Origin of the sequence: Pandoraea commovens (genome assembly GCF_024704525.1) — a bacterium.
Taxonomy (GTDB): domain Bacteria; phylum Pseudomonadota; class Gammaproteobacteria; order Burkholderiales; family Burkholderiaceae; genus Pandoraea; species Pandoraea commovens.
Genome location: NZ_CP102780.1, coordinates 3,597,476 through 3,618,168 on the forward strand (window position 1 = coordinate 3,597,476; position 20,693 = coordinate 3,618,168).

A 20,693-nucleotide genomic window follows, 5' to 3' on the forward strand; every position below is an offset into this window, starting at 1 on the left:
CAATCCCCGATTGCCGCATTGCAGCGAGCCTGCGCAATCGGCCGACCGCCTGCGATGGCCTTGCCAGGCGGCCATCGGACGGCCGTCGCGCTTAGCCTACCGCCAGACCATCGTCGATGGTCATGATCGAGCCGTTAATGAAACGGGAATCGTCTGAGGCCAGAAGCAGAATCAACCCATCAAGGTCGCCGGGCTCGCCAACGCGCTGGCGCGGCAACATCTGGATCAGCTTGCGGCCGGCTTCGGTCTGCCAATGATCGTGGTTGATTTCCGTATCGATATATCCCGGACAGAGCGCATTCACATTGATGTTGTAGCGTCCCCATTCGAGCGCCATCGAACGGGTCATATGAATCACGGCGGCCTTGCTCATGCAATAGACACCGAGCATGGAAATCGCCCGTTGCCCGGCGACCGAGGCCACATTGATGATCCGGTGTTGCCGTTGCGGGTCGCCCTTGCTGCGACGGATCATGCGCTTGGCCACTTCCTGCGCCACGAAAAACGCACCGCGCGTGTTCGTATCGACGACGTAATCGAAATCTTGCGGCGTCACATCGACCAGCTTTTGCTGGGTCGACACCCCTGAGTTGTTAATCAGAATGTCGATAGCACCCGCTTCGGTCTCGGCATGCGCGACCCCGGCACGAATACTGTCGTAGTCGGTGACGTCGAGCGGCACAACGTGCGCGGCGCCGCCCTGAGACTCGATTTCCGCCCGCAATTCCTTGAGTCGCTCCACGCGACGGCTGGCCAGCACAACCTTCGCCCCCGCCTGCGCGAGCACTTTGGCGAACTGCATGCCAAGCCCGCTCGACGCCCCCGTGACCATTGCGACTTTGCCTTCCAGATTCAGCGAACGCCCCATCGTCTTCTCCCTCGTGCCTCGACACCCGTTGAGCAACGGCGTCGCCAACCGGCTCGCCGCTAGAGCTTCCTACCTACCAAATCGAACGACCGTACTATTAATATGCGGTTGCGAGGTGTTCCCCATTCCCGGAAAATGGCCGCACCCACGAATTCTAACGTTTATAACAGGAGCATCAATGGATCCCAAGCTGCTTGAGCAGTACGGCCCGAGGGAGTCGATGGAGTATGACGTCGTCATTGTTGGCGGCGGTCCGGCCGGCCTGTCCACGGCTATCCGTTTGAAGCAACGCGCACAGGAAGCGGGCAAGGAAATTTCCGTCTGCGTCCTGGAAAAAGGCTCGGAAATCGGGGCCCACATCCTGTCCGGCGCGGTCATGGATCCGCAAGCCCTGACCGAGCTCATCCCCAACTGGAAGGAACTCGGCGCACCGCTCGACACCCCCGTCGTCGAAGACCGCTTTCTGTTCCTGAGCGAAACCGGCGCAACCTCCACGCCTTCGTGGCTGCTGCCTGCCTGCTTCCAGAATCACGGAAATTACGTCATCAGCCTGGGCAATGTCGTGCGCTGGCTCGGTCAGCAGGCCGAAGCGCTGGGCGTCGAGATCTTCCCGGGCTTTCCTGCCGCCGAAGTGCTTTATGACGAAAACGGCGCGGTCATGGGCGTGGCGACCGGCAATATGGGTGTCGGCAAGGACGGCGAGCCGACCGAGAACTTCCAGCTCGGCATGGAGCTGCACGCCAAGTACACAATCTTCTCGGAAGGTGCGCGCGGCAGTCTCGGCCGCCAACTGATGCGCAAATTCAACCTCGATGAGGGGCGCGACCCTCAGGCGTACGGTCTGGGCATCAAGGAATTGTGGGAAATCGATCCGTCCAAGCATAAGGAAGGGCTGGTGATTCACACGGCGGGCTGGCCGCTCAATTCGAGCACCTACGGCGGCTCGTTCCTCTACCATCTGCCGAACAATCAGGTGGCCGTCGGCTTCATCGTCGGGCTGGACTACAGCAATCCGTATCTGTCGCCGTTCGAAGAGTTCCAACGCTACAAGACGCATCCGTCGATTCGTCACTTCCTCGAAGGCGGCAAGCGCATTTCGTACGGAGCTCGCGCCATCACGGCAGGTGGATTGCTCGCGCTGCCGAAACTGGTGTTCAAGGGCGGTGCGTTGGTCGGTTGCGAAGCCGGCTTCCTCAACGTCAGCCGCATCAAGGGCAGTCACGCCGCGATCAAGAGCGGCATGATGGCCGCCGATGCTGCGTTCGATGCCGTCACAGCAGATCGCCAGCGCGATGAGCTGACGACCTACCCGGCTGCGTTCGAGCAATCGTGGTTGCACGAGGAACTGAACAAGGCGCGCAACTTCAAGCAGTGGTTCAAGAAGGGGTTGACGGTCGCGACGCTCATGACCGGCATCGAGCAAAAGCTGCTCGGCGGCAAAATGCCCTGGACGATTCATCGCAAGAAGGCCGACCACGAATGCCTGCTGCCGGCCGCGCAATGCCAGCCGATCGTCTACCCGAAGCCGGACGGCAAGCTCACGTTCGACCGCCTGTCGTCGGTGTTCATCTCGAACACCAATCACGAAGAGAACCAGCCTGCTCACCTGACGCTCAAAGACGCAAGCGTGCCGGTCGGTATCAATCTGAATGAATACGCCGGACCGGAACAACGCTACTGCCCGGCCGGTGTGTATGAGTTCGTGAAGAACGACGACGATTCCGAGCGTTTGCAGATCAACGCCCAGAACTGCGTGCACTGCAAAACGTGCGACATCAAGGACCCCACGCAGAACATCGTGTGGGTCACGCCGGAAGGCGGTGGTGGTCCGAACTACCCGAATATGTGATGTTGTATTGCCGCCGGTTCGCCCGGCGGTTTTTATTTGCACACAGGAGGCATGATGTCGAGAATTTCCGTATGGATGTCGGGCGCGATGTTGGCAAGCGCCCTCGCACTGACCGGCGGCGCCGTCCAGGCCAAGACGGTCAGCTACCTGTGCGACAACCAGCACGTCGCCGTGCTCGTCTACGACGATCACAACCTCGGAGGCGACGTCACGCTGTACTGGATGGGCAAACGAGAGGTCCTCAAGCCGACGCGCGCCGCGAGTGGGGAAAAGCACGTCGGACGCACACTCATCTGGTGGAGCAAGGGTCCCGAAGGCACGCTGTACACCGCCAAGGGCGAGCAGCCCATCACGCAATGTCGCGAGTGATCGTGCCAACGGAAAGATGAGGCCCCAGATGTGAAAAACGCCAGACTCATCGTCTGGCGTTTTTTATGGGTTCAGCATGTCGGCTCGCGCCGCGTTACTTCGCCCTACTCCGCTCACTCCGGTGCGCGCGCCGGGATGATTGGCGTGTTCACGTGGACATCGCCGCACTGCGCACGATGACGCAGCGCATGGTCGATCAACACGAGCGCCAGCAACGCTTCGGCAATCGGCGTCGCGCGAATGCCAACGCAGGGATCGTGACGGCCAAACGTCTCTACCGTTGACGGTTGTCCATTGACGTCGATCGACTGGCGCGGCGTGCGAATGCTCGACGTCGGCTTGATGGCAATCGAGACGTCGATGTCCTGCCCCGTCGAAATGCCGCCCAGAATCCCACCTGCGTTGTTGCCGACAAAGCCTTCCGGCGTCAGTTCGTCGCCGTGCTCGGACCCCTTCTGCGTCACACTGCGGAACCCCGCACCGATCTCGACGCCCTTGACAGCATTCAACCCCATCATGGCGTGAGCGATATCGGCATCCAGGCGATCGAACAGTGGCTCCCCGAGACCGACCGGCACACCCGTCGCGATCACACGCAACTTCGCGCCGACCGAATCCCCGGCCTTACGCAGATCGTCCATGTACGCTTCCAGCTGCGGGACGACCTCTGCGTTTGCTGCGAAAAACGGATTCTGGGGCACTTGCGACCAATCGGTCTGCGGAATTTCGATATCGCCGAGCTGCGTCATACAGCCGCGCACCTGCACGCCAAAGCGCTCCGCCAGCCACTTCTTCGCCACAGCCCCCGCCGCCACGACCGGCGCCGTCAAACGCGCCGACGAACGTCCGCCGCCGCGATAGTCGCGCACGCCGTATTTCTGCAAATAGGTGTAATCGGCGTGCCCGGGACGGAACGTCTGCACGATGTTGCCGTAATCCTTGCTGCGCTGATCGGTGTTGCGGATGAGCAAGGCGATGGGGGTGCCCGTCGTCACACCCTCGAATACGCCCGAGAGAATCTCGACGGCATCCGGCTCGTTACGCTGCGTCACGTGACGCGACGTACCCGGACGGCGACGATCCAGTTCCACCTGAATGTCGGCTTCCGTCAGCGCCATTCCCGGCGGACATCCATCGATCACACAGCCGATGGCCGGGCCATGCGATTCGCCGAAAGTGGTAACGGTAAACAGGGTTCCAAGCGTATTGCCAGACATACGGGGATCAGATTGGGGTGTGACGGGAATTGTCTATTATACCGGCCAGGGGCCGCGAAGCTTGAGTACCTTGTCGCGCAACGATTCGGGCGTCGCCTGCGCCGGTGCGACCGGCTCGCCGACCACCAGTTCCAACCGGTTCAGAATGCCCCGCTTGAACGGACGCGTCATCGCTGCCCCGCCGTGCCGCGAAAAGAAACTTCCCCAGAGTCCGCGCAGCGCCATCGGCACCACCGGCACAGGCGAGCGCTCGATGATGCGTTGCACGCCCTGCCGAAACACTTGCAGGTCGCCCGACGCCGTGAGCTTGCCCTCCGGGAAGATGCAAACCACATCCCCCGCGTCGAGCGCCTTGGCAATCTGCGCGTAGGCGCGCTCCAGACCCGCCGCATCTTCGTGCGCCGGCGCAATCGGAATGGCGCCCACGGTGCGGAAGAACCAGGACAGCACGGGAATTTTGAAAATTCGATGATCCATCACGAAACGCACCGGGCGACGGATCGACGCGCCGATCACCACGGCATCGGCAAAGCTCACGTGATTGCACACCAGCACGCAAGGCCCCTCGTCCGGAATCTGATCCGCCCCTTTCACCTCGATCCGATAGATGGTGTGAAGCATTAACCACATCACGAAACGAATCAGGAACTCGGGTAGCAAGGAGTAGAGATAGACGGCGACGAGCGCGTTAAGAATGCCGGTGACGAGATACAACTGATCGATGGTCAGCCCGGCTTTCGTGAGCATCATGGCCATCACCGCAGACACGACCATGAACAGCGCGTTGAGAATGTTGTTCGCGGCAATGATGCGCGCGCGATGCGACGGCGCACTCCGGCTCTGAATGAGGGCATACAACGGGACGCTGTAGAAGCCACCGAACATCGCCAGCAGGAACAGATCGGCCAGGATGCGCCAGTGTGCCGGTTGCGAAACGAACTGTCCGACCGTCTGCAACGCCCCGCCGGGCGCGCCGCCCCGACTCGCGAAGTACAAATCGACAGCGAATACCGTCATGCCGATCGACCCGAACGGCACCAACCCGATTTCCACCTTGCCTCCCGAGAGCCGCTCACAGAGCAGCGACCCCATGCCGATGCCGACGGAGAACATCGCCAGCAGCAATGTCACGACGTCGGGGTTCGCCCCCAGCACGTCGCGCGAGAAATTGAAGAACGATGCGAGGAAAGTGGCCCCAAGAAACCACAACCACGAAATACCGAGCAGGCTCTGAAACACGGCGCGATCCTTGCGCGCGATGCTCAGATTTCGCCACGTCTCAGTGAACGGATTCCAGTTGATGCGCAGGTCCGGCTGTGCAGCAGGTGTTTGCGGCACCCAGGTGGAGACCAGACGCCCCAGCATCGCGAGACCGATACACACGCCGCCGATCCACGGCAGTGCCCCTGCGCCCGCGCCCGCCAACTCGCCGCCGATAATCGTGCCGACAAGAATCGCTACGAACGTGCCCATTTCGACGAGCCCATTGCCCCCCACCAACTCATGATTGGCGAGGTGCTGCGGGAGATAGGCGTACTTCACCGGCCCGAACAGCGTCGAGTGCAAGCCCATCAGGAACGTGCAGACATACAGCAACGGCGCGCTCGTCCACACGAACCCGGCGGCGCCCACGACCATGATGGCGATCTCCAGCGTCTTGACGAAGCGGATCAGCCGGGCCTTGTCCCACTTGTCGGCAATCTGCCCGCTGGTCGCGGAGAACAGGAGAAACGGCGCGATGAAAATGGCCGATATCAGGAACGCCGCGGTCTTGCCATCGACGTCCTGAAAAAGCGATGCGTGATACGTGACGAGCGACGTGAACGCGATCTTGAACACGTTGTCGTTCATCGCGCCGAGGAACTGCGTCCAGAAGAACGGCGCGAAACGGCGTTCCTTCAGCAGTCGTGATTGGTGGCCGTCGCCGCGAGCCTCGCGCTGACTGGCCTCACTCACTTTGCGTTTTCCGCTTCCTCGGCCGGCCAGTCGCGAATGTAGGCCTTGAGCATACGGTTCTCGAAGGATTGCTCCTCGACGACCGCACGGGCCACATCGTAGAAGGAAATTACGCCCATGAGCGTGCGGCTTTCCATGACCGGCAGATAGCGGGCGTGGCGCTCGAGCATCATGCGACGCACTTCGTTGACGTCTGTCTCCGGCGTGCAGGTCAGCGGATGGTCATCCATGATCTTGCGAATCGTGGAGCCGCCGACCGTGCCGCCGTTCTTGCTGATCGTGTTGATGATCTCGCGAAACGTGAGCATACCCACAAGATCGCCGTACTCCATTACGACGAGCGAACCGATGTCGTGTTCCGCCATCGTATCGACGGCATCCGCCAGCGACGTCTCCGGGGTCACGGTGAAAAGGGTGTTGCCCTTTACTTTCAGGATGTCAGACACACGCATGGCACACACTCCTCATTGTGTTGCTCCGGCAATCGTGGCGGAACGCTGCCGCCGACGTTGCCGGACTCGGCTTGCGAGACGGATGGCCGGCGCGTACGCCCGCTGTCTCCGTGTCAAATAGTGATTAGAACCTGTTCGGTGGATGCTATCGGAAAGCGTCCCAAAAGGAAAGGCGAAGAACGCCGTCATCGCCGTACCACGCGGGTTTTCAGCCGATTCTGCCCCTCTCTCGGACAACACCTTACCCCTGACATGAGACAACACCGCAATTTCCCTGATCACCCCCGTAATGCCCGCCGGAGCGCACGAAGGTGGTGCTAGGATTGCCGTATACGTAAAGTTCACGTCACACCACCTGCGAGGCCATCCACGACATGTCAGTCCCGCACTTCGATACGCTTGCCCTGCACGCCGGGGCGGCCCCCGATCCCACCACGGGAGCGCGCGCCACACCGATCTACCAGACCACCTCCTTTGTGTTTTCAGATGCCGATCAGGCGGCCGCCCTGTTCAATATGGAGCGTGCCGGGCACGTGTATTCCCGGATTTCGAATCCGACGAACGCGGTCTTCGAAGAACGCATGGCAGCGCTGGAGAACGGCGTCGGCGCGATTGCAACGGCGAGCGGACAAGCCGCGCTGCATCTGGCCATCGCGACACTGATGGGGTCGGGTTCGCATATCGTGGCGTCAAGCGCGCTCTACGGCGGTTCGCACAATCTGCTGCATTACACGTTGCGCCGGTTCGGCATCGAAACGACGTTCGTTCGCCCCGGCGATCTGGCGGGCTGGCGGGCGGCCGTTCGCCCCGAGACGCGCCTGTTTTTCGGCGAGACGCTGGGGAATCCCGGCCTCGATGTGCTCGACATCGCACAGGTCGCGGACGTCGCACACGACGCGGGCGTTCCCCTGCTCGTCGACAGCACGTTCACGACGCCGTGGCTCATCCAGCCCTTCGAGCACGGTGCGGACCTCGTTTATCACTCGGCGACCAAATTCCTCGGCGGTCACGGCACGACCATCGGTGGCGTGCTGATCGACGGCGGCACGTTCGATTTCGAGAAAAGCGGCAAATTTCCCGAGCTCACCGAGCCCTATGACGGCTTCCACGGCATGGTCTTCGCGGAAGAAAGCTCGGTCGCGCCGTTCCTGCTGCGTGCACGGCGCGAAGGGTTGCGCGATTTCGGCGCATGCCTTCACCCACAGGCCGCCTGGCAACTGCTTCAGGGGATCGAAACGCTTCCGTTGCGCATGGCGCGCCACGTCGAGAATGCGCGCAAAGTTGTCGAGTTCCTCGCGGGTCACGAAGCGGTCGAGAGCGTCGCCTACCCCGAGTTGGCATCGCACCCCGATTACGCACTGGCGAAACGGTTACTCCCGCGCGGGGCCGGTGCAGTGTTCAGTTTCAACCTGAAGGGAGATCGCGAAGCCGGTCGGCGATTCATTGAAGCCTTGCAGCTGTTCTCGCACCTCGCGAACGTCGGCGACGCACGCTCACTGGTCATTCATCCCGCGTCCACCACGCACTTCCGTATGGACGCCGCCGCCCTCGCCGCTGCCGGCATCGGGGAAGGCACGGTACGCCTGTCCATCGGCCTGGAAGACGCCGACGATCTGATTCAAGACCTCAAGCGAGGCCTCAAGGCAGCGGTGAAATCGTCTTCGAAGGGGCAGGCACGATGAATTTCGACATTGCCGACAATAACGTCTACGCCTACACCGCAGGCAAACCGATCCAACCGACGCAGCCGACCGTAGTCTTCCTGCATGGCGCCCAGCACGATCACAGTGTCTGGGGACTGCAGAGTCGATATCTGGCGCATCACGGCATGAACGTGCTCGCGCTCGATCTGCCGGGGCATCATCGCAGCACCGGTGCACCGTTAAAGACTATCGGCGCGATGGCGGATTGGGTAGTCGCAGTGCTCGACGCGGCGGGTGTCGAGCGCGCAACATGGGTGGGCCACAGCATGGGGTCCCTGATCGCACTAGACGCGGCGGCACGCCATCCGGCACGTGTCTCGCGCATCGCGCTGGTGGGCACGGCCTACCCGATGAAAGTCGCAGACACATTGCTCAGCGCCGCCGCCGAGCGCGAGTCCGAGGCTATCGCACTGGTCAATGCGTGGTCGCATAGCACGCTCGCGGCCAAACCGTCCGCGCCGGGCCCCGGGTTCTGGACATGGGGCGGCAACCAGCGGTTGATGGAGCGTGTCGCGCAACGGAATCCGGCCAAAGTGTTTCTTACGGATTTCGAGGCCTGCAACGGCTACGATCAGGGCATGGACGCCGCCGCCCGAATTAAATGTCCGGTGCTGGCCGTGCTGGGACAGCGCGACCAGATGACACCACCGCGCGCCGCGCACGCCCTGCTCGATGCCTTGCGAGACAACGGCGCGCCGGTCAAGGTGGAACTCGTCAATGCTGGCCATGCCATCATGACGGAACAACCGGATGCGCTGCTCGATGCGCTCAAACGATTCTTGCGGGATTGACCCGGTCAGCACGCAGGCATGCAGGTTCGACACAGCATGATCGGGATGTGTGACCAAGATGTAAGGCGAAGACGTCGCTTTCGCCATCCAGGACAAGGAGACTTGCCATGACCGAGGGCCATGACCCCGCACCGGCATCACGAACGTTCGACCGGTTCGCGGACTTTTACCCGTTCTATCTCGGCGAACACAGGAATGCCACGTGCCGCCGACTGCACTTCGTCGGCTCGTGGGGTGTGATCGCTTTTTTGGTGACGTTCGCTGCGACGGGCAACGCGTGGTGGCTGCTTGCGGCAGTCGTTTGCGGTTATGCATTCGCGTGGGTCGGGCATTTCTTCTTCGAGAAGAACCGGCCCGCCACGTTTCGGCACCCCGTCTACAGCCTGATGGGCGACTGGGTGATGTTTCGCGACATCTGCGTCGGCCGTATCAAGCTTTAGCGCTTGCCCGGCGCGGGGGTCCAGTGCCGGACATCCTGCGTCGAAGACGCTTCGGTCCCACGGCGGGGGCCGGCATGCGCATCGCCTTCGTCCTCTACGTCCTCTACGTCCGCTACGTCCTGTATGTCCTCGTCCGACGCGTTCGCATCGGGTAGCGACGGATCGCGCGGCAGCGCGTCGACAAGCGGCACGTCCCACTTCCCCTCGCGCAGGATGTCGGCCACGTGCGCGCCGTCCAGCGCATGACGCTCCATCTGCCGGGCCAGTTCGTCAACATTGAGCGCCAGTTGGGCGACGAGTGGTGACAGCGTCGTCGTCCGAGGATTCGCGAGCAGCAGCCAGCGCTCGGCGGGGGGTTGCATGGTCATGCGTCCGACCCACCCCATGCGTTCGAGGCGGCACAGCAGCTCGTTAGCGTGTTCAAGACCCGTGCGCATGGTGCGCGCCAGTTGCTGCGTCGTGTACCCCCCGCCACCGGCTTCACGATCCTGATTGAGCAGATGGATGAGTGTCAGTCCATCGAGCAAATCGCTGCCGGGGAAGCGCGGATACTGGAAATGTCCAAGGCGCAACGCGGGAAGGACCGATGTGATCGTGGCGCCCGCCAGTGCGACGAGCCACGACAGGTAGATCCAGAGCAGGAAGATCGGCACGGCCGCGAAGGCACCGTACACCGCCGTATAGGTCGGGAACTGCCGGATGTACATGCCGAAGCCGCGCTTGGTCAGATCGAACGCCAGCGCCGCCACCACGCCACCCACCAACGCGTCGCGCCAGTCGACCTTGCAGTTCGGCATGTAGACGTACATCAGCATGAACGCCACGCTCGTGAGTGCCAGCGGAATCAGGCTGAGCAGCGACGCCACGGCGGGTGGCAAAGTGCTCACCAGCGACATCGATTGCGTAAAAACATAGGAGCTGATCGACAGACTCACACCGAACAGCAACGGCCCGAGCGTGAGCAGGCTCCAGTAAATGAGCAGACGCTGGGCCAGTGGGCGCGGACGCGGCACACGCCAGATGACGTTGAACGCCGACTCGATCGTCATCAACGTCAGCACGGAGGTGAAGAGCAAGCCGATCAGACCGAACGCCGTCAGGCTCTTCGCTTTCGAGGCGAACTGATTGAGGTAATTGAATATCTGTGCGTTCACGCTCTCCGGCATCAGGTGTTCGAGCAGAAAGCCCTGAAGCGCGTCGCGAAACGAATTGAAGATCGGAAAGGCCGTGAACAAGGCGAAGGTCACGGCGAACAACGGCACGATCGACAGAATCGAGGTGAACGTCAGACTGCCCGCCACTTGGGGAATCCGGTCGTCCTGTGCCCGCGCAAGCGCGTACCTCAGCAATTGGCGAACGTTATTCCAGTTGATGCGGGACAGTTTGAACAAATCGGGCTCCTTACGAGGTAATCCACAGGCACAACGAAATCACTACACACACGACGCAGGTACGGCAGCGTGACAAAAATCCGGCGACGGCGGCAGGTCGAACGCCATCCGCCGCCGCCCCTCCCCCCAACAATCACGCCACCAGGAACGCCCTATAATACCCGCACTTTTCGCAGGCTTTTCACTCTGCACTCAGGGCTTTGGCAGCGTTGCCAGCGTGCTCCGGAAGATGGAAAGCCCGCGACTCCGGTCAACCGGCTCGCATTCGATCCTTCGCTCACTCGCATCAATGACTGAAATCCTCGTTTTGTACTACAGCCGTCACGGCACGACCGCACAACTCGCCCAATGCATTGCTGCCGGGATCGACAGCGTACCCGGCGCACAGGCGCGCGTGCGCACCGTGCCCGCCGTGTCGACGGTATGCGAGGCCAGCGCACCGGACATCCCGGACAGCGGCCCGCCGTACGTCGAATTGCGCGATCTGGAAGAGTGCGCGGGTCTCGCGCTCGGCTCGCCGACCCGCTTCGGCAACATGGCCGCTGCGCTGAAGTACTTTCTCGACGGCACCACGCCCCAATGGTTGTCCGGCGCGCTCGCTGGCAAACCCGCATGCGTGTTCACGTCCAGCGCGAGCCTTCACGGCGGTCAGGAAAGCACGTTGTTGTCGATGATGATTCCACTGCTGCACCACGGCATGCTGCTCATGGGGCTCCCGTACACCGAGCCTGCGCTCTCGAGCACGCGCACCGGCGGCTCACCTTACGGCGCGACGCACTTCGCACACGACGGCAACCCGCTCTCGGCGGACGAACGTCAGTTGGCTTCGGCACTCGGCGCAAGACTCGCACGCGCAGCCTGCAAGCTGGCAGAATGATCATTTCCCGCAGTAGTACAGGCCACGAGACAAGCCCATGACTGCCACACCGCCCGACCGTCAACACGACCTCCCGCGTGACGATGACCCGCATGTCGATGCCCGTCGGGCACCCGCGCCGAGCGACGCTCAGGGGTTGCGACGAGTAAGCATTGCCAGCTTGCTGGCGCTGATCGCGTTGTCGGTAGCTTGGGAACTGTGGCTGGCGCCGCTGCGTCCGGGCGGTTCGTGGCTGGTGCTCAAGGCGTTGCTTTTGCTCCTGCCACTGCGCGGCGTATTGCGCGGCAATCTGTATACGCTCCAGTGGTCGAGCATGTTCATCCTGCTATTCCTCGCAGAAGGCGTGGTGCGTGGCATGAGCGATACCGGCCCATCTGCCACGCTTGCCTGGATCGAGACAGCGCTGTCGCTGGTCTTTTTCCTCGCGACCGTCTTTTATCTGCGGCCTTTCAAGCGCGCGGCGAAGGCCCGGGCGGCAGCAGCGCGCTAGCGCGCTGCAATTCCCCGTCAGGCGACGCCCTCCCTGCTTCCCGTCTCAGCCTCGCGCCTTCGCCCGCCTTCACCCCATGAATCAAGCCGAATTCCTCACTGCGTGCCGCGACCTGCTGGGCCGCGATCATGTGCTGACCGAGTGCGCCGACACCGGCACTTACCTCACCGATCAGCGCAAACGGTACGTTGGCAACGCGCTCGCAGTCCTACGTCCCGCCGACGCCGCCCAGACCGCCGCGCTTGTGCGTCTGTGCGTCGCACATGGCGTACCGATGGTGCCGCAAGGGGGAAACACCGGCCTTGCCGGCGGCGCGACGCCCGACACCAGCGGGCGTCAGGTCGTGATCAGTCTGCGACGCCTCGATCGCATCCGTCAGGTAGATGCCGATAACCTGACGCTCACTGCCGAAGCCGGGTGCCTCCTCGCCAATGTGCAGGCCGCTGCGGCCGCAGTTGAGCGTCTGTTTCCGCTGAGCCTCGCGGCAGAAGGTAGCTGCACTATCGGCGGCAATCTGGCGACGAACGCAGGCGGCACGGCGGTGCTGCGATACGGCAACGCACGTGAGTTGTGTTTGGGTCTCGAAGTCGTCACGCCGCAGGGCGAGTTGTGGGACGGCTTGCGCGGCCTGCGCAAGGACAACACCGGGTACGATCTGCGCGATCTGTTCATCGGTGCGGAAGGCACGCTCGGCCTGATCACTGCGGCGACGCTCAAGCTCTTCGCGCAACCCGCCGCGCGCATGACGGCGCTCGCCGCGCTCGACAGCCCTGCCGACGCCCTCGCTTTGCTGAATCTTGCACAGCGTATGGCTGGGCCGTTGCTCACGGGCTTCGAACTGATGTCGGATTTCTGTCTGCAACTGGTCGCGCAGGTCTTCACGTCGCAGCGCTATCCGTTCGCCCAACCCTATGCGCAATCGGTACTGCTTGAACTCTCCGACAACGAGAGCGAGGCACACGCGCGCGACCTGTTGGAACGGGTGCTGAATGCGGCCATCGAGCGGGGCATCGTGCGCGACGCCATTGTCGCCAGCAGCCTCACGCAGTCGAATGCGCTCTGGCATCTGCGCGAGAGCATTCCGCTGGCGCAATCGGCTAAGGGTCTCAACATCAAGCACGACATCGCTGTGCCCGTCTCGCAGGTGCCCGCGTTCATCGCAGCAACCGACCCCATCGTGCAGCGCATTGCGCCCGGTGCGCGAATGGTGACGTTCGGCCATCTCGGCGACGGGAATCTGCACTACAACGTGATGGCGCCCGACGGCATCGACCCGGCCGCCTTCCTCAAGCAATATCAGAGCCCCGTCACCGCCGCCGTCCACGACAGCGTGCATGCGCATCGCGGCACGATCAGCGCCGAGCATGGCCTAGGGCAGTTCAAGCGTGACGCGTCCGCCCATTACAAATCGCCCGTGGAAATCGCGCTGATGCGCGCACTCAAGTCAGCGTTCGATCCGCTCGGGCTGATGAATCCCGGCAAAGTGCTGCCCGACTGAGCCGATCAGGACACCGCGACAGGCAATCGAAGCACTCGACGGCTACGCATTAAGAAATCGCCAATTTTTGAAGAAATGTCGTCAATTTCGCGACAAAACGCCGCGAAATCCCGCCATTTTCTTTACAGACGCGCACCAAATCCCTAGAATGGGTTCTTTCCAATTACGACGGAGTTTTCCGTGGGCAGTTGCTCTAGTAGCACGCAAGCGTCGGCAATGACCGGCGAGGCGTTGGCCCGGTAACCCGCAGTCGTCCCCGACTGCCGCTGCCGGTCTCAATGCCGCAGCGGTAGTGCACCGATCGCACCGAATCCCCATGACGTCAGCGTCATCCGAGACTTCGGCAAGCGATTCAGATTTCCCGCACCTATCTCCGCAGTTCAGCGTTTGTTTGACGGATGACGTCGCGTCATCCGGAACAAGGCACGCTTTTTAGCGCCGCCACGCAACCGACATGACATCGTCGGTCGCCCGAGGCGCAATCAAGCCTGCCGACGCTTGCGTCGAATTCATGTATCGCGTGACGTTATACGTATGCCTCCCGCGCCATCCGTGGCCCGGAAGCGGACTGCACACGATGCATCGCCAAGCCCCGGCATCCGCCGTCTCAGGCCCTTGAATCAGGAGGACACCATGACGCTGCAAATGCTTATCCCGTCGCTGTTCGATCGCGCTCGCACTCGCCTCGCACCGGCGTCTGCCACATCGAATGTCACGCCGACGCCCCACACCACTGCGTCGCACTCGTCGCCCCAGTACCGCCTCGTCGTGCTGACGCTGGCGTCCCGGGCAGACACCATCGACGCCACGGTGCGCAACGCCCTTCGCTCGCAGCGGATTTCGCCGGAAACGGCGACCCGCATCGACCGCTCCGGCGGCTACCTGCTGGAGCTCGACTACGTGTTGCGCTGCGACCGCAGTGGTCGCGCCGCGCTCGTACATCTTGTCTCGACGCTCGGCGACACCGCCGGCGTCCGCGCGATTCGCTGGGAAACGGCGCCGAATCTGGCGGCGCGCTAGTTTCCCCTACCCTCCAGCCTCCTCCCATCGGCCCGGTGAGCAGCGACGTCTCAGACGTCCACGCTCTCCGGGCCGATTGCATTTCCGCTCGAATGCCTTCAGTGATGCGCCGCACCCAAACCTGTACGTTCACGTATAGGTTGTGATAAGATTCCGTCCATCATTCGATCGGAGGCACGTTCATGCCCGCAGATCTCTCATCGACCGTCCCCGGCGCCACCACACCGGACGATGCGTCGCTGCTGACCGTCGGTCAGGCAGCTGCCGCGCTCGGTGTCACGGCGCGCACCTTGAAGTATTACGAGGAGCTAAACCTCGTCGTCCCCGCCCGCAGTGGCGGACGCTACCGCATGTACACGTCCGCCGATCTCGAAACCTTCGGGCGCATTCTTCGCATGCGCTCGCTCGGCTTCTCGATTGCCGCGATTACCGAAATGCTCAAACGTCCGCGTCGCATGGTCGAAGCGGGCAAATCGCGCATGAACGAGGAAGACCTGCAAGTCGTGCGGGACGCACTCACGTCGCAGCTCGACACGCTGCGCGAGCGCACCGCGCAGGTGCGTCGCGAATTGCGCGACGCCGAGACGTTGGAAGCCCAGATCCGTCACGACCTTCGCTACATCGAACAGCGCCTTCAGGGTGTACCGGCCGACGACTTGCTGGCTGAGCGCGCCGCCACAGCGCGCAAGACGCCCCCGTCGCACTGAGTCACGCCAACTCCGATCATGCCTCCCGCCGTGCCTCCCGCCGTGCCTCCGACCTCGTCCACAGCGCCGCCAAGCCCGCCGTCTCCGGGCAACACCGGTGGCGCGGACCCGCTGCGCCCCATGCGCGTCGAGGCCTATCGTTACGCCCTCGGCCTGATCCCCGGGCTGGAGTTCTTCGAGAACGCGCTCCTCGTGTATTTCGCCGTCTATGTTTCCGGCGGCGTCGATGCGTCCCCCAAAGAATTCGTATGGATGACCACGGCGTATGGCATCGCCTCGGTGCTCGCCATTCTTAAACAACAGTGGTTCGTCGAGCGCATCGGCTACCGCCGTTATCTGACGGCGTCGCTGCTGCTTTACGCGTGCGGCGCCGTGCTTGCCGGCACCAGCGAAAGCGTGACGCAACTCGTGATCGCACGCGCGTGTCAGGGCTTCTGCGCTGGCAGTTGGATGAGCTCGTGCCGGATCCTCGCGCAGGTGAGCGTGCCTGCCGAGCGTCGCGGCAAAACGGTCCAGACCTTCGCCCTGCTGCTATTCACCGGCTCAGCAGCGGCACCGCTCATCGGCGGCCTGCTCGTCTCCGAATACACCTGGCGCACGCTTTTTCTGTGCACCGCGCCGCCGGCCGTGCTGCTCGCAGGCCTTGCATGGTTCGCCATACCGGATGTCGGCCGCCTGCGCGACCGCGCCACCGGCGGCAGTTATCCGTTCGCACCATTCATGGCCTTTGCTCTTGCGATGGGTGCATTTCAGGTCGTGCTCCAGGAGATGCGTTACACGCTGTGGCTGCAAACGCCCGTGTTGCCATTGCTCACCGTCGTGGGCGTGGGCGCGCTGGTGTGGTTCGGCTATCACCAATGGCAGCATCCTGCGCCGTTCATCCGCTTGCAGCCGTTACGTCGACGCGAGTTCCAGGTCGGACTCCTGCTCTACGCGGCTTACTACTATCTGGCGAACACGCAGAGCTATCTGATGCCGCGGTTGCTGGAACAGGGGTTCGGCTTCACGGTCGAGCGCACCGGACAACTGCTTGGCTACTCCGCGCTACTCACCGTCATCCTGCTACTCGCCTACTTCCGTGTGGCGAAGTTCATCACGAACAAGAAGCTGCTGATCGTGAGCGGTTTTCTGATGACGATCGCCACCAGCATGTGGCTCGGCGCCATGCCACCGGACGCCGGGCAGTCGCAGCTTTACGGCGTTCTCGCGCTCAAGGCGGTGTTCGGCATTTTCACCGTCTTGCCGGTGGCGAACCTCACGTTCCGCACCTTCGATCACGAGAGTTTCGTGCACGGATATCGCCTCAAGAACATTCTCCGGCAGCTCTCCGGCTCGTTCGCCGTCTCCACCATCGTCGCGTTCGAGCAGCACCGGGAAGCCCTGCATCGCACCCGGCTCACGGAAGTGGCCAATCCTTACAATCCGATCTTCACGCAGACGCTGGAGTCGCTCGCGAATGCGCTCACGCATGCGGGCGTTGCCGCTTCGCAGGCGCAGGGTGCGGCGCTCGCACAGATTGCCCGGATGATCGAGCGGCAGGCGTCGTTTCTCTCGTTCATCGACGGCTTTCATTTCATTGCCATCGTGGCGTTGTGCGGTGCGATTTTTGCGGCAATTCAGAAGCAGCTAAATTAGAATCGTTACGTCATTGCTCTTCGCGCGGCTGCGTTGCACACTGCGATCCATCGTATGAAGAGGTCGCGGCGGCACCCGCGCCCGGCCACGCCCGTTATGCTCAAGACTCTGTTCGCCCGCCTGGGACTTTCCCAACAAGCCACGTCCATTGAAGACGACGTCTGGCGCGAGGTCGTCAACGCCTTGCCGTTTCTTTCCCGACGCAGCACCGCCGATCTGGAAAAGCTCCGCGCACTGGCGGCCGACTTTCTGGCGGGCAAGCATTTCTCGACGACTCACGACCTGCCGCTGACGCAAGCCATGTGCGTCTCGGTCGCCGCGCAGGCCTGCCTTCCGATTCTGCATCTGCCACCAGCGCTGTATCGCGGATGGACCGGCATCGTGCTCTATCCCGGCGAATTCCTGATTCGCAAGACGGTTCAGGATGAAGCGGGCATCGTGCACGACGTCGAACAGGAAGCCAGCGGCGAAGCGTGGGAAGGCGGCCCGGTGGTGCTGTCGTGGCAGGACGTTCAGGCAAGCGACGTGCTGGCGTACAACGTCGTGATCCACGAGTTCGTCCACAAGATCGATATGGAAGGCGGGGAAGCGGACGGCGTGCCGCCCATGCTGCGCCGTCTTCATGGCGACCTGACGTCTGAAGCATGGTGCGATGTGTTCGACCCGGCGTACGAGGAGTTCTGCCACCATGTGGCGAACGTGCCCGACGAGCATTGGGACGCCTTCGCCTCGACGTCCCTGCTCGATCCCTACGCGACGGAACACGAGTCAGAATTCTTCGCCGTCTGCGCTGAGGCATTCTTCGTCGCCCCCGAGGCCTTCCAGCGCGAGTATCCGGCCCTGTACATGCTCTTTTCGCGCTATTTTCTGCAAGATCCCGCCGCCCAGGCGGCATCTGCGCCGGACACCGCCGCCGCCCCGCCGGACGGGCCCGCCGCAACCCCATGAAAACTTTGCGAAAGTTGTTGTTTTCATGGCATAATGCGCGTTTTCCAAATCCGGAAAGTGGTTGGCGCGTTTCCCGTCAATACAGCGACGGCGATAGCGTTAGCGGGCAAGGGGCTCGCGCAGACTGGCTACCGACTTAACTCAAGGTGCACCATGAAAGAAGGCATTCACCCGAATTACCGCGAAGTCCTGTTTCGCGACATGACGCCGGGCGTCGACTTCCAGTTCGTCTCGCGTTCGACGATCAACACGAAGGAAACGGCCGAGTTCAACGGCAAAGAGTACCCGCTCGTGAAGCTGGATACCTCGTCGGCATCGCACAACTTCTACACCGGCGAAACGCGCATCATGGATGCTGAAGGTCGCGTGGACAAGTTCCGCAAGAAGTTCGGCACGCGCGCCGGCGGCAAGGCAGCGTAAGCTTCATCGGCTACGCGCCGTACAACGCGATGCGGGACCGGACAGGCGTTTGCCGGTCAGCGCATCAGGGACAAGATCCCGACGTTGTGAAAAGCATTGGAAAGGGGCAGCTCAGGCTGCCCTTTTTTCTTGGGCCTGCGCTGCGCCAAGTCGTCGGTTACTGTCATACTGTCGGCTTTTCAGGGTGCCACGCGTTTCCCCTTAGGTCTGCCCTGAGCGTTGGTCACGGTTTCACCCCGAGCATCGCCCCCGAGCCAGTTCCGGCTCAGCCCCTCAGTCTTTCCGATCCGGCTGCCCTGCCGATCCTGTCGTATCGCCTATGAAACGAGTTCGCATCACCGCCTCCGCCACCAGCGCGCTACCGCGTTCGCTGTTGATCGCCATTTGCGTCATCTATGTGCTGGCGGGGTTGTTCGGTCGCGATCCGTGGAAAAACGAAGACGCCGCAGGCTTCGGCATCATGTGGACGATGGCGCACGGCCATCTGTCCGACTGGTTGTTGCCGAACATCGCTGGCAAACCGATTTACGACAACGGCCCGCTCGTCTCGTGGCTCGGCGCACTCTCCATCCGCGCCTTCTCGTGGCTCGATGCACCCGACGCCGCCCGCATCGTCACGGGCCTTTGCTTCTACGTCACCTGCACGTTCATCTGGTACGGCACCTATCTGCTGGGCCGCCGCCCGGAAGTGCAACCATTCAAATACGCTTTCGGCGGTGAGCCGGAACCGCGTGACTACGGTCGCACCCTCGCCGATGGCGCGTTGCTGATTCTGCTGGCGTGCTTCGGTCTGGCCGAGCGCGGCCATGAAACGACCGCCACCGTCGGGCAGCTCACGCTGATCTCGATGGCGATCTACGGCCTGGTACGCAGTCTGGATAAGCCGCGTCAGGGTGCCGTGTGGTTTGGTCTGGCACTCGGCGGGATGGCGCTGGCGTCGTCCCCGCTCATGACACTCTCGCTGTGGCTCGCAGGCATGATCGCGGCCGTGGTGTGTCGTGCGCTTCCGCTGCGCATGCTGTTGCTCGTCTCCACCCCGATCACTCTGCTCATCGCCTGCACGTGGCCCCTCGCAGCCCTCAAATTTGCCGAAGGTGCGCGCCGCTGGCTCGGCGAGTGGGCCGATATCGGGATGGATGCTTTCAGCGGCCCCACGATCGCCTCGCTGAGCTACATCGCCAAGAACCTGGCGCTGTTCGCGTGGCCTGCGTGGCCGCTCGCGGCGTGGTCGCTGTACTCCTGGCGCGGCATGCGACGCGCCCCGCACATTGCGATCTCTCTCGTCTTCGCCATCACGATCCTCGTGCTGATCGTGCTGCAAGCGCATCAGGGCAACCAGCTCTTCATGCTGGCCCTGCCTGCACTCTCGATCATCGCCGCCTTCGGTCTGCCGACGCTCAAGCGCGGCACCGTCAACGCCATCGACTGGTTCGCCGTGCTGTCGTTTACCGTGCTGGCCGGCTTCGTATGGATCGTCTGGCTTGCAGGCATTACGGGCTTTCCTGCATCGACGGCACGTAACCTGCGACGCCTGGTGCCCGGTTTCAACCCGGAATTCAGCTGGATCACGCTGATCAGCGCGCTGATCGTCACGGGCGCCTGGGTGGCGCTGGTGGCATGGCGCGTGTCGCGTAGCCCGAAGGTGCTGTGGCGCAGCGTGGTGCTGTCCTCCGGCGGCACGACGCTGATGTGGGTGTTGCTCATGACGCTCTGGCTGCCGGTCGTCAACTACGGCAGAACGTATCGCGACGTGGCCGCGCAGATTGCGTCCCATTTGCCTGCGGACTACACCTGCATTCGCACGGCACGGGTGGGCGATGCCCAGCTCGCGTCGTTCGCTTACTTCGGCAAGATGCGCTTCGGTTCGGCCGATGACGACTGCGACGTGCTGCTGCGCCAGGATTCGCAGGACTATAGCGAACCGCTCTCGCTCGCGCCTTATGAGTGGCGTCAACTGTGGGAAGGCCGTCGCGCAGCCGACCGTGACGAACGCTTCCGCCTTTACGTCCTGCAAGAGCGCCCGTGGCGTCGCGCGGCGCGTCCGCGCTGATCGTCCGACACC

The 20,693-nt window shown here is 62.6% G+C and carries 19 protein-coding genes; 14 read left to right on the top strand and 5 right to left on the bottom strand.

Features of this window, described 5'->3' with window-relative positions:
* Nucleotides 1-91: 91 nt before the first annotated feature.
* Nucleotides 92-868: an SDR family oxidoreductase gene (locus tag NTU39_RS16380; RefSeq protein WP_046292318.1), complete on the bottom strand. Its 777-nt coding sequence runs from the start codon at nucleotides 866-868 to the stop codon at nucleotides 92-94.
* Nucleotides 869-1,046: 178 nt separating this feature from the next.
* Here NTU39_RS16380 and NTU39_RS16385 point away from each other — a divergent pair, with 178 nt between their 5' ends.
* Nucleotides 1,047-2,717, top strand: coding sequence for an electron transfer flavoprotein-ubiquinone oxidoreductase (locus NTU39_RS16385; protein WP_046292319.1), 1,671 nt, complete (start codon nucleotides 1,047-1,049; stop codon nucleotides 2,715-2,717).
* A gap of 51 nt (nucleotides 2,718-2,768) precedes the next feature.
* On the top strand, nucleotides 2,769-3,086 hold the full coding sequence (locus NTU39_RS16390) for an MliC family protein (RefSeq protein ID WP_150663134.1): 318 nt from the start codon (nucleotides 2,769-2,771) through the stop codon (nucleotides 3,084-3,086).
* 113 nt (nucleotides 3,087-3,199) lie between these two features.
* On the opposite strand, the gene aroC is transcribed toward NTU39_RS16390, so the two are convergent.
* Genes aroC through NTU39_RS16405 form a run of 3 tightly spaced genes read right to left on the bottom strand, consistent with a single transcriptional unit; the run spans nucleotide 3,200 to nucleotide 6,711 of the window.
* Entirely contained in the window at nucleotides 3,200-4,303 is a 1,104-nt protein-coding gene (gene aroC / locus NTU39_RS16395) for a chorismate synthase (protein ID WP_150663135.1), read from the bottom strand.
* 36 nt (nucleotides 4,304-4,339) lie between these two features.
* Nucleotides 4,340-6,259 carry an MFS transporter gene (locus NTU39_RS16400; RefSeq protein ID WP_257958073.1) on the bottom strand — a complete coding sequence of 640 codons (1,920 nt, stop codon included), beginning with the start codon at nucleotides 6,257-6,259 and terminating at the stop codon, nucleotides 4,340-4,342.
* The gene (locus NTU39_RS16405) at nucleotides 6,256-6,711 is read right to left on the bottom strand and encodes a CBS domain-containing protein (RefSeq protein WP_039397675.1); all 456 of its coding nucleotides are present in this window, start codon (nucleotides 6,709-6,711) and stop codon (nucleotides 6,256-6,258) included. The genes NTU39_RS16400 and NTU39_RS16405 overlap by 4 nt, the downstream gene beginning before the upstream one ends.
* A gap of 374 nt (nucleotides 6,712-7,085) precedes the next feature.
* Between NTU39_RS16405 and NTU39_RS16410 the strand changes: the two genes are divergently transcribed.
* The 3 genes from NTU39_RS16410 (at nucleotide 7,086) to NTU39_RS16420 (ending at nucleotide 9,645) form a co-directional block, all read left to right on the top strand.
* Nucleotides 7,086-8,393, top strand: a complete 1,308-nt coding sequence (locus NTU39_RS16410; RefSeq protein ID WP_257958074.1) for an O-acetylhomoserine aminocarboxypropyltransferase — start codon at nucleotides 7,086-7,088, stop codon at nucleotides 8,391-8,393.
* Nucleotides 8,390-9,205 (top strand): alpha/beta fold hydrolase, encoded by an 816-nt coding sequence (locus NTU39_RS16415; RefSeq protein WP_150663138.1) that lies wholly within the window; start codon nucleotides 8,390-8,392, stop codon nucleotides 9,203-9,205. The genes NTU39_RS16410 and NTU39_RS16415 overlap by 4 nt, the downstream gene beginning before the upstream one ends.
* 107 nt (nucleotides 9,206-9,312) lie before the next feature.
* Nucleotides 9,313-9,645 (top strand): Mpo1-like protein, encoded by a 333-nt coding sequence (locus NTU39_RS16420; protein WP_150663139.1) that lies wholly within the window; start codon nucleotides 9,313-9,315, stop codon nucleotides 9,643-9,645.
* Here NTU39_RS16420 and NTU39_RS16425 read toward each other — a convergent pair.
* Nucleotides 9,642-11,036: a YihY family inner membrane protein gene (locus tag NTU39_RS16425; protein WP_246184438.1), complete on the bottom strand. Its 1,395-nt coding sequence runs from the start codon at nucleotides 11,034-11,036 to the stop codon at nucleotides 9,642-9,644. The two genes, NTU39_RS16420 and NTU39_RS16425, sit on opposite strands and share 4 nt — an antisense overlap.
* A gap of 289 nt (nucleotides 11,037-11,325) precedes the next feature.
* Here NTU39_RS16425 and wrbA point away from each other — a divergent pair, with 289 nt between their 5' ends.
* The 9 genes from wrbA to NTU39_RS16470 all read left to right on the top strand — a co-directional run bounded on the left by wrbA (nucleotide 11,326) and on the right by NTU39_RS16470 (nucleotide 20,681).
* On the top strand, nucleotides 11,326-11,913 hold the full coding sequence (gene wrbA, locus NTU39_RS16430; RefSeq protein ID WP_039397667.1) for an NAD(P)H:quinone oxidoreductase: 588 nt from the start codon (nucleotides 11,326-11,328) through the stop codon (nucleotides 11,911-11,913).
* 37 nt (nucleotides 11,914-11,950) lie between these two features.
* A complete protein-coding gene (locus tag NTU39_RS16435; RefSeq protein ID WP_150663140.1) occupies nucleotides 11,951-12,403 on the top strand; it encodes a DUF2069 domain-containing protein in 453 nt (150 codons plus the stop codon).
* A gap of 76 nt (nucleotides 12,404-12,479) precedes the next feature.
* On the top strand, nucleotides 12,480-13,901 hold the full coding sequence (locus tag NTU39_RS16440) for an FAD-binding oxidoreductase (protein ID WP_257958076.1): 1,422 nt from the start codon (nucleotides 12,480-12,482) through the stop codon (nucleotides 13,899-13,901).
* A 633-nt stretch (nucleotides 13,902-14,534) separates the two neighbouring features.
* Complete coding sequence (locus NTU39_RS16445; RefSeq protein ID WP_150663142.1) at nucleotides 14,535-14,921, top strand: hypothetical protein; 387 nt, start codon at nucleotides 14,535-14,537, stop codon at nucleotides 14,919-14,921.
* 182 nt (nucleotides 14,922-15,103) lie between these two features.
* Nucleotides 15,104-15,628: a MerR family transcriptional regulator gene (locus NTU39_RS16450; protein WP_257958077.1), complete on the top strand. Its 525-nt coding sequence runs from the start codon at nucleotides 15,104-15,106 to the stop codon at nucleotides 15,626-15,628.
* An 18-nt stretch (nucleotides 15,629-15,646) separates the two neighbouring features.
* On the top strand, nucleotides 15,647-17,263 hold the full coding sequence (locus NTU39_RS16455; RefSeq protein ID WP_257958079.1) for an MFS transporter: 1,617 nt from the start codon (nucleotides 15,647-15,649) through the stop codon (nucleotides 17,261-17,263).
* Nucleotides 17,264-17,359: 96 nt separating this feature from the next.
* Entirely contained in the window at nucleotides 17,360-18,211 is an 852-nt protein-coding gene (locus NTU39_RS16460; protein ID WP_257958080.1) for a M90 family metallopeptidase, read from the top strand.
* Nucleotides 18,212-18,364: 153 nt separating this feature from the next.
* Nucleotides 18,365-18,631, top strand: coding sequence for a type B 50S ribosomal protein L31 (locus NTU39_RS16465; protein WP_150663146.1), 267 nt, complete (start codon nucleotides 18,365-18,367; stop codon nucleotides 18,629-18,631).
* 319 nt (nucleotides 18,632-18,950) lie between these two features.
* Nucleotides 18,951-20,681 (top strand): ArnT family glycosyltransferase, encoded by a 1,731-nt coding sequence (locus NTU39_RS16470; RefSeq protein WP_150663147.1) that lies wholly within the window; start codon nucleotides 18,951-18,953, stop codon nucleotides 20,679-20,681.
* Nucleotides 20,682-20,693: the final 12 nt, after the last annotated feature.

Bases quoted from the DNA above. Each gene is read 5' to 3' on its own strand.
- NTU39_RS16380 (WP_046292318.1), bottom strand. From the start codon at position 868: ATGGGGCGTTCGCTGAATCTGGAAGGCAAAGTCGCAATGGTCACGGGG.
- NTU39_RS16385 (WP_046292319.1), top strand. From the start codon at position 1,047: ATGGATCCCAAGCTGCTTGAGCAGTACGGCCCGAGGGAGTCGATGGAG.
- NTU39_RS16390 (WP_150663134.1), top strand. From the start codon at position 2,769: ATGATGTCGAGAATTTCCGTATGGATGTCGGGCGCGATGTTGGCAAGC.
- aroC (WP_150663135.1), bottom strand. From the start codon at position 4,303: ATGTCTGGCAATACGCTTGGAACCCTGTTTACCGTTACCACTTTCGGC.
- NTU39_RS16405 (WP_039397675.1), bottom strand. From the start codon at position 6,711: ATGCGTGTGTCTGACATCCTGAAAGTAAAGGGCAACACCCTTTTCACC.
- NTU39_RS16410 (WP_257958074.1), top strand. From the start codon at position 7,086: ATGTCAGTCCCGCACTTCGATACGCTTGCCCTGCACGCCGGGGCGGCC.
- NTU39_RS16415 (WP_150663138.1), top strand. From the start codon at position 8,390: ATGAATTTCGACATTGCCGACAATAACGTCTACGCCTACACCGCAGGC.
- NTU39_RS16420 (WP_150663139.1), top strand. From the start codon at position 9,313: ATGACCGAGGGCCATGACCCCGCACCGGCATCACGAACGTTCGACCGG.
- wrbA (WP_039397667.1), top strand. From the start codon at position 11,326: ATGACTGAAATCCTCGTTTTGTACTACAGCCGTCACGGCACGACCGCA.
- NTU39_RS16435 (WP_150663140.1), top strand. From the start codon at position 11,951: ATGACTGCCACACCGCCCGACCGTCAACACGACCTCCCGCGTGACGAT.
- NTU39_RS16440 (WP_257958076.1), top strand. From the start codon at position 12,480: ATGAATCAAGCCGAATTCCTCACTGCGTGCCGCGACCTGCTGGGCCGC.
- NTU39_RS16445 (WP_150663142.1), top strand. From the start codon at position 14,535: ATGACGCTGCAAATGCTTATCCCGTCGCTGTTCGATCGCGCTCGCACT.
- NTU39_RS16450 (WP_257958077.1), top strand. From the start codon at position 15,104: ATGCCCGCAGATCTCTCATCGACCGTCCCCGGCGCCACCACACCGGAC.
- NTU39_RS16455 (WP_257958079.1), top strand. From the start codon at position 15,647: ATGCCTCCCGCCGTGCCTCCCGCCGTGCCTCCGACCTCGTCCACAGCG.
- NTU39_RS16460 (WP_257958080.1), top strand. From the start codon at position 17,360: ATGCTCAAGACTCTGTTCGCCCGCCTGGGACTTTCCCAACAAGCCACG.
- NTU39_RS16465 (WP_150663146.1), top strand. From the start codon at position 18,365: ATGAAAGAAGGCATTCACCCGAATTACCGCGAAGTCCTGTTTCGCGAC.
- NTU39_RS16470 (WP_150663147.1), top strand. From the start codon at position 18,951: ATGAAACGAGTTCGCATCACCGCCTCCGCCACCAGCGCGCTACCGCGT.